At 69.5% G+C, this 12,708-nt stretch carries 14 protein-coding genes; 5 read left to right on the top strand and 9 right to left on the bottom strand.

Features of this window, described 5'->3' with window-relative positions; translation table 11 throughout:
* Positions 1-26 precede the first annotated feature (26 nt).
* The 4 genes from PSESU_RS04195 to grxD all read right to left on the bottom strand — a co-directional run bounded on the left by PSESU_RS04195 (position 27) and on the right by grxD (position 5,149).
* Positions 27-3,263 carry a TonB-dependent receptor gene (locus tag PSESU_RS04195; RefSeq protein WP_155942715.1) on the bottom strand — a complete coding sequence of 1,079 codons (3,237 nt, stop codon included), beginning with the start codon at positions 3,261-3,263 and terminating at the stop codon, positions 27-29.
* A gap of 211 nt (positions 3,264-3,474) precedes the next feature.
* The gene (locus PSESU_RS04190) at positions 3,475-4,077 is read right to left on the bottom strand and encodes a YhgN family NAAT transporter (RefSeq protein ID WP_013534526.1); all 603 of its coding nucleotides are present in this window, start codon (positions 4,075-4,077) and stop codon (positions 3,475-3,477) included.
* Positions 4,074-4,832 (bottom strand): SDR family oxidoreductase, encoded by a 759-nt coding sequence (locus PSESU_RS04185; protein ID WP_013534525.1) that lies wholly within the window; start codon positions 4,830-4,832, stop codon positions 4,074-4,076. The genes PSESU_RS04190 and PSESU_RS04185 overlap by 4 nt, the downstream gene beginning before the upstream one ends.
* Positions 4,829-5,149 (bottom strand): Grx4 family monothiol glutaredoxin, encoded by a 321-nt coding sequence (gene grxD, locus PSESU_RS04180; protein ID WP_013534524.1) that lies wholly within the window; start codon positions 5,147-5,149, stop codon positions 4,829-4,831. The genes PSESU_RS04185 and grxD overlap by 4 nt, the downstream gene beginning before the upstream one ends.
* A 104-nt stretch (positions 5,150-5,253) precedes the next feature.
* Between grxD and PSESU_RS04175 the strand changes: the two genes are divergently transcribed.
* A complete protein-coding gene (locus PSESU_RS04175; protein WP_013534523.1) occupies positions 5,254-5,829 on the top strand; it encodes a Fe-Mn family superoxide dismutase in 576 nt (191 codons plus the stop codon).
* 29 nt (positions 5,830-5,858) lie between these two features.
* On the opposite strand, the gene PSESU_RS04170 is transcribed toward PSESU_RS04175, so the two are convergent.
* Both PSESU_RS04170 and purE read right to left on the bottom strand, forming a co-directional pair.
* The gene (locus PSESU_RS04170) at positions 5,859-7,010 is read right to left on the bottom strand and encodes a 5-(carboxyamino)imidazole ribonucleotide synthase (RefSeq protein WP_041764445.1); all 1,152 of its coding nucleotides are present in this window, start codon (positions 7,008-7,010) and stop codon (positions 5,859-5,861) included.
* 10 nt (positions 7,011-7,020) lie between these two features.
* Entirely contained in the window at positions 7,021-7,545 is a 525-nt protein-coding gene (gene purE / locus PSESU_RS04165; protein ID WP_013534521.1) for a 5-(carboxyamino)imidazole ribonucleotide mutase, read from the bottom strand.
* Between the two features lie 57 nt (positions 7,546-7,602).
* Between purE and PSESU_RS04160 the strand changes: the two genes are divergently transcribed.
* The 3 genes from PSESU_RS04160 to PSESU_RS04150 all read left to right on the top strand — a co-directional run bounded on the left by PSESU_RS04160 (position 7,603) and on the right by PSESU_RS04150 (position 9,761).
* Positions 7,603-7,872, top strand: coding sequence for a Trm112 family protein (locus PSESU_RS04160; protein ID WP_013534520.1), 270 nt, complete (start codon positions 7,603-7,605; stop codon positions 7,870-7,872).
* Entirely contained in the window at positions 7,869-8,744 is an 876-nt protein-coding gene (gene nadC / locus PSESU_RS04155; protein WP_013534519.1) for a carboxylating nicotinate-nucleotide diphosphorylase, read from the top strand. Before PSESU_RS04160 ends, nadC begins: the two co-directional genes overlap by 4 nt.
* 69 nt (positions 8,745-8,813) lie before the next feature.
* Positions 8,814-9,761 carry a DUF2272 domain-containing protein gene (locus tag PSESU_RS04150; protein ID WP_013534518.1) on the top strand — a complete coding sequence of 316 codons (948 nt, stop codon included), beginning with the start codon at positions 8,814-8,816 and terminating at the stop codon, positions 9,759-9,761.
* Here the strand turns inward: PSESU_RS04150 and PSESU_RS04145 are convergent.
* Positions 9,758-10,863 (bottom strand): IS3 family transposase gene (locus PSESU_RS04145; RefSeq protein ID WP_155942714.1). Its coding sequence is split into 2 segments (ribosomal slippage): positions 9,758-10,605 and positions 10,605-10,863, totalling 1,107 coding nucleotides; the frame shifts between segments, so codons are not numbered across the junction. The two genes, PSESU_RS04150 and PSESU_RS04145, sit on opposite strands and share 4 nt — an antisense overlap.
* A gap of 236 nt (positions 10,864-11,099) precedes the next feature.
* Here PSESU_RS04145 and PSESU_RS04135 point away from each other — a divergent pair.
* Complete coding sequence (locus PSESU_RS04135) at positions 11,100-11,453, top strand: DUF3301 domain-containing protein (RefSeq protein ID WP_013534517.1); 354 nt, start codon at positions 11,100-11,102, stop codon at positions 11,451-11,453.
* A 71-nt stretch (positions 11,454-11,524) separates the two neighbouring features.
* Here the strand turns inward: PSESU_RS04135 and PSESU_RS04130 are convergent, their stop codons facing one another.
* The gene (locus PSESU_RS04130; protein ID WP_013534516.1) at positions 11,525-11,974 is read right to left on the bottom strand and encodes a ClpXP protease specificity-enhancing factor; all 450 of its coding nucleotides are present in this window, start codon (positions 11,972-11,974) and stop codon (positions 11,525-11,527) included.
* A 50-nt stretch (positions 11,975-12,024) separates the two neighbouring features.
* A complete protein-coding gene (locus tag PSESU_RS04125; RefSeq protein ID WP_013534515.1) occupies positions 12,025-12,660 on the bottom strand; it encodes a glutathione S-transferase N-terminal domain-containing protein in 636 nt (211 codons plus the stop codon).
* Between the last annotated feature and the right edge of the window lie 48 nt (positions 12,661-12,708).

Here is a 12,708-nt window from a genome sequence, read left to right as displayed (position 1 = left end):
GTCTGTTCACTGCATGGAGCTGGCTATCAGAAGCGGTACTTGATGCCCAGCATCACCGACCAGCGCGACACGGCGGTGTTGCCCTTGTCGTTGTTGTTCTCCTGGATGGTCGGCTCGGTGCCGGTGCCGGAGAAGTTGTACACGTACTTGCCGGTGGCCGGATCGATACCGGCGTAGTTGGCGACGCGGGCGGTGGCGTTGAAGCCGTAGTCCTCGATCAGGCCCCACTTCTTGTTGAGGAGGTTGCCGATGTTCATGATGTCCAGCGAGACCTCGGTCTTGTGGCCCTGCATGAAGCCCGGCAGCTCCTGGCTGATGCGGACGTCGAAGCTGTTGGTCCACTTGGTGCGGAACGCATTCGCCGGGGCGATGCGGCCCTGGTACGCAGCCAGGTCACCGTGCTTGGACAGCCACTCGAAGAACTGCTGCTCCATCGCCTCGCCACCGGTCCACAGGACGTCGCCAGGGCCGGCCGGCACGTAGAACAGGTCGTTGTAGTAACCGGCCTGGCCGCTGCGGGACGGATCGCCGTCGCCGTTGGCGTCGTTGTAGAAGATGTAGCTGAACGGACGGCCGCTACGACCCTCGTAGAACGCCGACACCTTGGTCTTGTAGTCGCCGAAGAAGGCCTTCTGCCAGTGCAGCTGGCCGGTCACGCGGTCCTTGATCGCATAGCGCGAGTCGTAGGCCACGTTCTCGTTGACCGTGCCGATGACGGTGTTGCCCCAGTTGGAGGTGTTCTGCGAGCTGGTCATCGGGCTGACCTCCTTCGCAGTGGTGTAGGTGTAGAACAGCGACCAGCCCCACTCGCCGGTCAGCGGCTTGTCCAGGCCCACGGTCAGCTGGGTGCTCTCGCCCTTGTCGGTGTTGCGGACCAGCAGCACGTCGCCGATGCCGTCCGGACGGTTGGCCTTGGCGGCGGCGCCGTTGGTGCCGGCGTCGATGCCGTAGCGGCCGGCCTTGGTCGGGTCACGGCCAGCCTCGTTCCAGAACAGCGGACGGCCGTCCGGACCGTAGGCGGTGGCGCCGTTGCCGGCGGCATCGCTGTACAGGTCCAGGCGCTGGACGAAGATGCCGTCCTTGACCTTGGTGTACAGCGCTTCGGCCGACGCGACGATGCCGTACCACGGCAGCTCGTGGTCGAACGCCAGGTTCGACTTCCACACCGACGGGGCCTTGAAGCCCGGCTCGATGATGTCGACGTTGGCGCGGGCGTTGCCGGCCGAGCAGCTGGCCGGGATGTTCGGGGCCGGGTTGGCCGAGAACACCGGGGCCATGGCGCCGTTGCAGGTGTACTCGACGTAGTTCAGGCCGGTGTTGGAGTAGGCACCGGACAGCCACACGTTCGGGGCCGCGCCGCCGAACAGGCCGACGCCGCCGCGCAGCTGGGTCGGACGCTCGCTGTCGAAGGTGTAGTTGAAGCCGACGCGCGGCTGCACCAGCTTGGTGTCAGGCACGTAGGTGTTGTCGTAGCCGTAGGTCTGCTCGATCAACGGGTTGTACAGGTCCTGGCTGCTGTACTCCGGGATGTCGACGCGCACGCCGTACATCAGGCTCAGGTTGTAGTTGACCGCCCAGGTGTCCTGCAGGAACACGCCGGTGTTCTTCAGGGTGAACTCGGCCGGGACGTCGTCGATGGTGCCGCCGTTCGGACGCGGGGCGCGGACCGAGTACGAGCTCGGGGTGCCGGCGATGAAGTTGGCCAGGCTGCTGAACGCGTAGCTGCCGTTGAGGTTGCGACCGTAGAAGTTCATCAGGTCGTTGTTCTGGTGGTCGAAGCCGAACTTGACCACGTGGTCGCCGACATACCAGTTGGCGGCCGCGAACAGGCTGAGCTCCTTGCTCTCCACGATGTTGACGTGGGTGTTGACCTCGGTGCCCAGGTAGACCGACGAGTTGCCCGGGAAGCCCTGGATCTGGATCGACGGCCGGTTGGAGTTCGGCGCGCGGACCGCGGAGTAGTCCTTGTACGAGGCCTTGAACTCGGTCGAGAAGTTCTCGCTCCAGTCGCTGAACACTTCCGCCATCCAGGTCTCGTAGGCCTTCGGCTGGGCGTACCAGTAGCTGCTCAGCGAGACGGTCGAGCTGCCCATGCCCGGGAAGCGCATGACGCTCTGCTCCATCTTGTTGTAGCGCAGGGCGGCACGGTGGTCTTCGTTGATGTTCCAGTCCAGCTTGACCGCGTACTCCTCGATCTCGGTCTTGCTGTCGCCGGGCGAGGCCAGCGAGCCGGCGTCGAAGCCGTGCGCGTTGGCGGCCGAGATGACGTCGAGGATGTCCTGCTGGGTCACGTTGCCGCGGCCGACGGCGGTGTCGGCCAGGCTGATGCCCGGGGCGGTACGGGTGTACTTCTCGTAGTTGGCGAAGAAGAACAGCTTGTCCTTCACGACCGGGCCGCCGACGGTGGCACCGTAGGTGACCTCGTCGTTGAAGCCGGCGAAGTCGGCGGTGTCGCCCTCCAGGCGCGAACGCACCATGTCCTTGTCGCGGTAGGTCGCGTACACGGTGCCCGACAGGGTGTTGGTACCGGACTTGGTCACGGCGTTAACGACGGCACCGGTGCCACCGAAGATGGTGGTGTCGTAGTTAGCCAGGTCGATGTTGATTTCCTGGATCGCGTCCATCGAGACCGGCTGGCGCTCGGTCGGGAAGTTGTTGGACTCCAGGCCGAAGGGATCGCCGGCGCCGATGCCGTCGATGCGGATCGCGTTGAAGCGGGTGTTCTGGCCACCGGCCGAGATCGCGCCATCGGCCTTGCTGACCTGCGAGATGCGCGGGTCGAGGCGGATGTAGTCCTGCATGTTGCGGTTGGCCGACGGCAGCGCGTCCATCTGCTCGCGGGTCACGTTGATGCCGGTGCCCATCTTGTTGGCGCTGAACACGTCCGAGCCGCCGATGTAGGCACCGACGACTTCCACGCCCTGCAGGGTGGTCACGTCGCCTTCCAGGCTGGCGTTGACCGTGTTGACCTGGTTCAGGTTGAGGTACACGCCCTCTTCGGTCTTGGTGCCTTCACCGGGCTTGGTCACGGTGACGGTGTACGGACCGCCGACGCGGAGACCGCGGGCGTTGTAACGACCAGACGCGTCGGTGACGGCGCGGCTGACGGTACCGGACTCGACGTGGACGATGGTCACTTCGGCGCCAGCCACCGGCTGGCCGCCATTGCCGACCACCACGCCGCCGACACCGGCGGAGGTGCTCTGGGCGAACGCAGGAGCAGCAGCAAGGGCGGCGACCAGTCCAAGGGCGAGCTTGGACATCCGGAGTCGACGGTGATCGGTCATGGCAAAAGGCCTCAGGAGGGTGGCAAAGAAAAGTTTCAGCCCGAACGATAGGCTTGGCGGATCAATGACTTCCCTGCGTACGGCACCGCAGGGGTTAACAGTAGATTAACACGATAATGACAGCCTGTGACCGGCTGATGACAAATTTTCATGCACTGCAGCATGGTTCCGGCGGGCCATCCGGCGCTCAGGCGGCGCCCGTCGTCATCCCCAGGTAGACGGCGACGCCGTCGAGCAGCATCTGCACCGAGATGGCGACCAGCAGCATGCCCATCAGGCGCTCGACCGCGGTCAGCGCGCGCCGGCCCAGCAGGCGGTACAGCAGCGGCGCGGCCAGCAGGATCGCGGCGGTCGCGGCCCAGGCCAGGAACAGGGCCAGGCTCCACTCCCACAGGCGATCGGGCTCGCGGCTGCCCATCAGCATCACCGCGGCCATGCCCGACGGGCCGGCCACCAGCGGGATGGCCAGCGGCACGATGAAGGGCTCGCCGTCCGGGATCTCGCCCATCAGCCCTTCCGGGCGCGGGAAGATCATGCGGATGCCGATCAGGAACAGGACGATGCCGCCGGCGATGGACACCGACTCCTGGCGCAGGTGCATCAGCTCCAGCGCGTACTTGCCGCACCACAGGAACAGCATCAGCACGAACAGGGCGATCAGCAGCTCGCGCATGACCACGATGCGCTGGCGCTGCGGGGTCAGCGGCTTGAGCACGCTGAGGAACACCGGGACGTTGCCCAGCGGATCCAGGATCAGGAACAGCAGCAGCGCGGTGGACATGATGGTCATGCCGGCACCCCCCCGGCACCGGTGACAAGCTGGCCGCGGAACGCCGCGCCCTCGGCCGACAGCAGCTGCACGCAGCGCACGGCGTAGTCCTGCGGGTCGCGCAGGTCGCTGGCGACGTCGTCGGCATAGGCGCGCGAGCGCAGCGGGGTGCGCATCGGGCCCGGCTGCAGGGCGCAGATCCGCACCGGATCGTTGGCCAGCTCCGCCGCCAGCATCCGGACCAGGGCATGCAAGCCATGCTGGGCCACGCCGTAGCCGCCCCAGTACGCCTGCCCCACCCGGGCCAGGTCGTCGACCGCCACCACCACCGCCGGATCGGCGGACTGGCGCAGCAGCGGCAGGCAGGCCTGGACCAGCCACCACGGCGCGGTCAGGTTGACGTGTAGGGCGCGGGCGAACTGCGCCGGATCCTGGTGCTCCAGCGGGGTCAGGCCGCGGAACTCGGCGGCGCAATGGAGGATTCCGTCCAGCCGGCCCAGTTCGGCCCCGATACGGGTGGCCAGCTCGGCGTAGTCGTCCGGACCGGCACCTTCCAGGTCCAGCGGGTACAGCAGCGGCTCCGGGCCCGCTGCCGCGACCGCGTCATAGACCCGGTTGAGGCGCGGCAGCTTGCGGCCCAGCAGGACCACGGTGGCGCCGGCCTCGGCACAGGCGCGCGCGGAAACGCTGCCGAGGCCGCCATGGGCGCCTGCCACGAGCACGACACGACCTGACAGCGGCTTCGGCGCCGCCACGGGAAGACCGACCAGGCTCATTGCGAACGGGCTTCGCTGACCATCCGCTGCAGCTCGCCGGATTCCAGCAGCTCCAGGGTGATCTCGCAGCCGCCGATCAGCTCCCCGTGCAGGAACAGCTGCGGGAAGGTCGGCCAGTTGGAGTATCGCGGCAGGTTGGCGCGGATCTCCGGCTCCTCCAGCACGTTGACGGTGTGGAGGTCCTCGGCGCCGGCGGCCTGCAGCGCCTGCACGGCCTTGGCCGAGTACCCGCACATCGGGAACGCCGGGGTGCCTTTCATGAACAGGACGATAGGCCGGCTCTCGACCTCGGCCTGGATGCGATCCATCACCGCCATTGCGAGTCTCCTGACGACGGGACCTGTACGGCCGTCGGCTACACTGAAGTTGCAATTGTAATCCCTGCGCGGCCACCCGCAGCCGCGCCCCCCGGAATTCCCCCATGTCGTTCGAGTTGCCCGATCTCCCCTACGCACGGACCGCGCTGGAGCCGCATGTCTCCGCGGCCTCGCTGGACGCCCACCGGGCCATCCACCAGGACCACGTGGACACCCTCAACCGGCTGCTGCCGGGCTCCGGGCTGGACGGGCTTGACCTGCCCAGCCTCCTCCGCCGCGCCCAGGGCCGCCTGGCCGAAGCCGCGGCCGAGTCATGGAACCACGCCTTTTTCTGGACCTGCCTGGCGCCACGCGCCGGCGGCGAGCCGCGCGGCGCCCTGGCCGCGCTGCTGGCGCGCCGTTACGGGGATTTCGCCGGGTTCCGCGCCGAGTTCGGGCGCATGGCCCTGTCGCTGGCCGGACCCGGCTGGGCCTGGCTGGTGCAGCGGCCCGATGGCAGTGCCGGCATCGTCGTGACCCATGGCGCCGCCACTCCGGCCGTTGGTGGCGACAACCCGCTGCTGGCCTGCGACCTGTGGGAGCACGCGCACTGGATCGACCACCACGACGACCGCGCGGCCTGGCTGGCCAGCTTCTGGAAGGTGGTGGACTGGGACGCCGTCGCCCGGCGCCTGCGCTGACCCGCCGGGTGGCAGGGCGCCGCGCGGCCTCAGCCGCGCAGCACCGCCACGACCGGGTCGACCTGCCCACTGCGACCCAGCGATGCACCGGCGGACTCCAGCGCGTCGGCAAGCGCCGGCGCGCTGTCGGCGCGGAAAGTGGCATGGCCGACCTTGCGCCCGTCCCGCGGCTCCTTGCCGTAGTCGTGCCAGTGGCCACCAGCCTCGCCAAGTACGGCGGCGGCGTCGGGCATCTCGCCGATCCAGTTGAGCATGCAGGCATGCCCGCGCATCGCGGTGCTGCCCAGCGGCAGGCCGAGCACGGCGCGCAGGTGGTTCTCGAACTGCGAGGTCTCCGCGCCTTCGATGGTCCAGTGCCCGGAGTTGTGCACGCGCGGCGCCATTTCGTTCGCCAGCAGCTGGTCGCCGCGGCGGAACAGCTCCAGCGCGAACACGCCGACATAGCCCAGCTTCTCCGCCAGCAGGCGGGCGTAGCCGAGCGCGGTCTCCTGCACCCGGGCCGGCACCGGCGCCGGGGCCAGGCTGGCCGAGAGCACGCCGTCGACATGCCAGTTGGCGGTCAGCGGCCAGGCGCGGAACTCGCCGTCGCGGCCGCGCACGGCGACCACGCTGACCTCGCCGTCGAACGGCACGAACGCTTCCAGGATCAGCCCCACGCGTGGCGCCTGCGCGCCCAGCGCTTCCCAGGCCGCATCGGCGTCGGCGCGGCTGCGGATGCGGAACTGGCCCTTGCCGTCGTAGCCCAGGCGGCGGGTCTTGAGGATGCACGGCACGCCGACCTCGTCCAGCGCGCGCTCCAGCCCCTCGCGGCTGTCGATCGCGGCGAACGCCGGCACCGGGATGCCCAGCTCGCGGAACAGGGTCTTCTCGGACAGGCGGTCCTGGGCCACGGCCAGCGCGTCGGGCGCCGGATACACCGGCACCTTGCTGGCCAGGGCACGGGCACTGTCGGCCGGCACGTTCTCGAAATCGAAGGTCACCACGTCGACCTCGCCGGCCAACGCCTGCAGCGCGGCGGCATCGTCGAACGCGGCGTTGACCAGCGGCGTGCACTCGCCTGCGCAGGCGTCGGTGGCCGGGTCCAGCACCTTGAACTGTAGTCCCAGCGGCAGGCCGGCCAGCGCCATCATCCGCGCCAGCTGCCCGCCCCCCAGGATTCCCACGCGATGGCGACGGCTCATGCGCGGCGACTCACTGCCGCGGATCGTCATTGGCCATGACGTCCTCGGTCTGGCGCTGGCGGAAGGCCTCCAGCGCGCGACCGATGTCCGGGTACTCGGCGGCCAGCATCGCCGCGGCGAACAGGCCGGCATTGGCGGCACCGGCGTTGCCGATGGCGAAGGTCGCGACCGGGATGCCGGCCGGCATCTGCACGATCGAAAGCAGCGAATCCATGCCGTTGAGCGCCCTGCTCTGCACCGGCACGCCCAGCACCGGAACGGGGGTCTTGGAGGCGATCATGCCCGGCAGGTGGGCGGCACCGCCGGCGCCGGCGATGATCGCGCGCAGGCCGCGCGACTGCGCCGTGGCGGCGTATTCGAACAGCACGTCCGGGGTGCGGTGCGCGGAGACGACGCGGACCTCGTGCGGAACCCCGAGGGCCTCGAGCTTCTGCACGGCGTGCTGCATCGTTTCCCAGTCGGAACGGGACCCCATCACGACGCCGACCAGGGGTGCGGCGGTGGTGGGCGCGGGCGGATTGGGCTGGGCTGGCATGGCCGTCCTCGGTGGCAAGGCCGTATTCTAGCCATCTCCGCTCCCCGACCGAATGCCATGGACCGCAAGCTGCTCGACCTTCTGTGCTCGCCCGACACCCGCCAGCCGCTGGCCCTGCTGGAGTCGCGCGGACTGGAGGCGCTCAACCGCGCCATCGCCGCCGGCCAGGTAAGCCGCGCCGACGGCACGCCGCAGCGCGAGCCCCTGCGCGAGGCCCTGGTCACCCGCGACCGCCGCCAGGTCTACCGGGTCGACGACGGGATCCCGGTGCTGCTGGTCGAGGAAGCCCTGGCCACGGCCCAGGTGGCCGACTTCCCGCCGGCATGAGCCCTCCGGATGGCCTGCTTCCGCCGCCAGAGGCGGTGGTCCTGGACGACGTCCGCCGCGCCCTGCTCGAGGATCTGGGCGATGGCGACGCCACCGCCGCACTGCTCCCGGACCAGCCCGAAACCGCCTGCCTGCTGTGCAAGGAGGACGCGGTCGTCGCCGGGCGTCCCTGGTTCGACGCCACCCACCGCGCCCTGGACCCGCAGGTGCGGATCGAATGGGGCGTGGCCGAGGGCCAGTACGTGGCAGCCGGCACCGTGCTTGCCGTGCTGCACGGCCGCACCCGGGCGCTGGTCAGCGCCGAGCGGACCTCGCTCAACTTCATGCAGACCCTCAGTGGCACCGCCACGGTGACCGCGCGCTACGTCGAGGCCGTGCGCGGCACCGGCGCCACCATCCTCGATACCCGCAAGACCCTGCCGGGCCTGCGCCACGCGCAGAAGTACGCGATCCGTGCCGGCGGCGGCGCCAACCACCGCATCGGCCTGTACGACGCGGTGATGCTCAAGGAGAACCACGTGCGCGTGGCCGGCTCGGTCACCGCCGCGATCCAGGCCGCGCGCGCGGCACGCCCCGACCTGCCGCTGATCGTCGAGGTCGAGACCCTGGACGAGCTGCGCGAGGCGCTCTCGGCCGGGTGCACCCGCATCCTGGTCGACGACTTCGATGCGGAAACCCGGCGCGAGGCGGTGCGCATCGCCCGCGGCGCGCCGTTCGACGGCCGCATCCCGCTGGAGGTCTCCGGCAGCGTCGGCCTCGAAGGCCTGCGCGCGATCGCCGAGGACGGCGTGGACTTCATCTCCATCGGCGCGCTGACCAAGCACGTGCGCGCGGTCGACCTGTCGCTCAAGCTCGGCCCGCCGCCGGCCTGAACCCGGCGCGGCGCTCACGCCATGCCAACCGCCATTAGCTAACCTCGGTCGCATGCGAAAGGAGTCCGCATGCGCCCCCATCTCCTGATCCTGCTGTCCCTCGCCGCCCTGTTCCTGGCCCCGGCCCGCGCCCTGGCCGCGGTCGAGGCCTGCGAACTGCCACCGCGCTACGGCGTCGAACGCACCGCAGCCTCCCTGGTCCAGGTCGCCTGCCGCGAGTACCGGCAGTGGTACCGCCCCTTCATCGACAACGAGGGACGGGTGATTGCCCTGGCCCTGTCCGAAGGCGACCGCACCCGGCTCGAGGACGGCGTGACCCCGACCTGGCAGCAGGTCGCGCGCTACTGGCGCGAGAGCGGCACCCTCGGCCAGATGGGCGCGATGCCCGGCGCCTCCAGCTGCATGCTCACGCCGGGTGACCGCTACTACGACAGCGACTGCCGCGCCTTCCTGCTCGACCACCCGTGGTCGGCGGCCTTCATCTCCTGGGTGGCGCTGCGCGCCGGCGTACCGAACTTCGCCGCCTCGCCGCGGCACATGGACTACATCGCCCACGCCTACCGCGACCCGGCGCGCAGTCCTTACCGCTACGCCGATCCGTTCGCGGAAAAGCCCGCACCCGGCGACCTGCTGTGCTTCCTGCGCGGCAACGACTCCGGCCGCGGCGCCGCCGGCCTGCGCGCGGGGCTGGCCGGCACCGGCCCGCTGCCGACGCAGTCCCATTGCGAGGTGGTGGTCGCGGCCAATCCCGGCGGCGACCGCACGCTGTACTCGATCGGCGGCAACGTGCTCAATTCGGTGGTGATGCGCATGCTGCCGCTGGACCGCACCGGCCGCCTTGAGCGCGGCCTCGCCAGCGTCCCGGAAGGCATCACGATGAGCCAGGGCGAGTACGAGGACATGCTGGCCAATGCCTGCGGTCCGCTGCGCCCGGAGGCCTGCAACTTCAACCGCCGCGACTGGGCGGTGCTGCTGAAGCTGCGACGTCCCCCCGCTTTCAGTAGCGGGGCTCTTTAGAGTCCGGGTTTCATCGTAGCGGCTTTGGCCGCCAACTGTTCGGCATAAGCGGCCGGCGTCAGACCGCCCAAGGTCTTCTTCGGTCGTTCCTCGTTGTACTCCCGGCGCCAGGTTTCGATCTCGGTGCGGGCGTGCAGCAGCGTCGGGAACCAGTGCTCGTTGAGGCATTCGTCCCGTAGGCGGCCGTTGAAGCTCTCGATGTAGGCGTTCTGGTTCGGCTTGCCTGGCTGGATCAGGCGCAACTGCACACCGCGCTCGTGGGCCCACGCCACCATCGTCTTGCCGCAGAACTCCTTGCCGTTGTCGGTACGGATCACCTGCGGCAGGCCGCGGGTCAGCGCCAGCCGATCCAGCACCCGGGCCACGCCGTGGCCGGAGATGGCCCGCTCCACCTCGATCGCCACCGCCTCGTGCGTGGCATCGTCGACGATGGTCAACGCCTTGAGCACACGCCCCTCGGCGGTGCGGTCGAACACGAAGTCCATCGACCAGACCTGGTTGGCCGCTTCCGGCCGCAGCAACGGTTGGCGCTCGCCCAGCAACACCTTCTTCCGCTTGCGCCGGCGCACCTGCAACCTGGCCTCCTGATACAGCCGTTCCACCCGCTTGTAGTTCACCGGCCACTGCTCCTGCCGCAGCTTCAGATAGATCATCCCGACGCCATAGCGCTTGTGTCGCTGCGCCAGCGCCAGGATCCGCTCGCGCAGCTCGACGTTGCCATCCGGACGCGGGACGTAGCGCAGCGCGCTGGCGCTCATCCGCACCATCGCCAGCGCCCGTCGCTCACTCAGTCCCCGATCCACCAGATGCCGCACCAGCGTCCTGCGCGCCGGTGCGGTCACCACTTTTTTCGCAGAGCATCCTTGATGACGTCGTTCTCGAACAGCTGCTCGGCCAGCAGCTTCTTCAACCGCGTGTTCTCGGACTCCAGCTCCTTGAGCCGCTTGGCCTCTGGCACGCTCATGCCGCCAAACTTGCTGCGCCACAGGTAGTAGGAGGCCTCGCTAAAGCCGTGCCTGCGGCACAGCTCCTTGACCGGTAGGCCAGCTTCGGCTTCACGCAGGAAGCCGATGATCTGCTCTTCGGAAAAGCGCTTCTTCACGTCCAATCTCCGTCTCGTTGGGGATTGGACTCCAAATCGACCTGCTACTCAAAGATGGGGGGACGTCGGCTGCGCAGCCAGGCGGAACTGGATGGGCTGTGGTCGGGCACGTCGCCGGCACCCGCGCCGATGCCGCCCACCGGCGCGCAGCCCGCTTCCGCCATGAAGCAGGCGACACCACCCGACAACGGCGGATAGGCGGTGCGCGTGCGGCGGCGCTGGGCTAGAGTCCGCGCATGCAACTGATCCTGCTGATGATCGCCGCCGCCGTCGTGTTCGGGCTCTGGAACTCGGCCCGCGCGGCCGCCGAGCGCGCCGAAGTCCTCGGCCGCAATGCCTGCCACGCCGCCGGGGTGCAGTGGCTCGACCAGAGCGTGCACGCCACCGGCATGCGCGTGTACCGCCGCGAGGACGGCTGGCTGGGACTTGAGCGCACCTTCCGCTTCGACTACTCGCATGACGGCACCGACCGCCACGCAGGCCGCCTGGTGCTGCGCGGCGACCGCCTGGTCTCGTTCACCGGCCCCACGGCCGGTGCGCAGGTCATCCCGCTGCCGCCACGCGGCCGCGACCTGCATTCGGACGACTGAATCCCGCCCCCGGAGAAGGACGCGCCGGCACGGGGCCGGCGCGGACGATGCGATGGGTGCGGCGCGGACGCCTACTTGACCACGCGCAGGTGCGGGCGCTTGCCGGCCGGTGGCGGCTCCGGCGGCGACGGCGGGGTCTCGTCCGGGCCGTCGTGACCATCCTCGCCCTCGTGGCCGTCATGCGGCAGCCCGCTTTCCTCCGGCAGGACCATGCCCTGCCCGGTCTCGCGCGCATACACCGCAAGCACCGCGTTGACCGGCACGTTGACCGGCTGGCTGACGCCGCCGAAGCGGGCGGTGAACCCGATCCAGGCGTTGTCGATGTGCAGGCCGACCACAGCGCGCTCGGCGATGTTCAGCACCACCCTGCCCTCGCGCACCGCGCCCGGCGGCACCTGCACCCCCGGTACCGATGCATCCACCAGGATGTGCGGGGTCATGCCGTTGTCGTTGATCCACTCGGTCAGCGCCCGCAGCAGGTACGGGCGATAGGAGGTCATGCGGGGTACGTCTTCGCTCATGGGGGGGCAGTCTACGCGACCGCGGCGGCGGGGGACCGCCGCGACGCCGGTCAGGCCGGCAGCTCGCGCAGCTTCCGTTCCTGTTCGGTGAGGCTGCGGGCAAAGCCGGGATTGCGGAAGATGCGGTTGCCGTAGTCCTCGATGGCCTTGCCGTCCTTCGGCAGCGGCACGTCCAGCGCCGGCAGGCGCCAGATGATCGGGGCCATGGCGCAGTCGGCCAGGCTCATTTCCGGGTTGAGGAAGAACTTGCTGGCCCGGAACAGCGGCAGCGATTCGGTCAGCAGCTCGCGCAGGCGCTTGCGCCCGGCCTCGGCCTGCTGCTTGTTGCCGAGCTGGATCGCCTGCACCTGCGGCACCCAGTCGTGCTCGATGCGCAGCATCGCCAGGCGCAGGCGCGCGCGGGACAGCGGATCGACCGGCATCAGCGGCGGATGCGGGTAGCGCTCGTCGAGGTATTCGCTGACGACCGAGGCGGCGTACAGCACCAGCTCGCGCTCCACCAGGGTGGGGACGGAGTGGTACGGATTGAGATGGATCAGGTCTTCAGGCGGGTTCTGCGCGTCGACCGCTACCAGGTCGTAGGACACGCCCTTCGCCGCCAGGACCAGCCGGACCCGATGACACAGGACGTCATCGACGGAGGAAAACAAGGTGAGGGTATTGCGCATGCGCACGCTCGCTGCCATCTGGGCCTCCGACGACCGGACTCCGCCGGCCGCACCAACGCCGCCGGC

The organism is Pseudoxanthomonas suwonensis 11-1 (genome assembly GCF_000185965.1).
In the GTDB taxonomy this organism is placed as follows: Bacteria; Pseudomonadota; Gammaproteobacteria; order Xanthomonadales; family Xanthomonadaceae; genus Pseudoxanthomonas; species Pseudoxanthomonas suwonensis_A.
The sequence above is the reverse complement of the archived record's forward strand: the minus strand, read 5'-3'. Positions and strand labels throughout refer to the sequence as shown.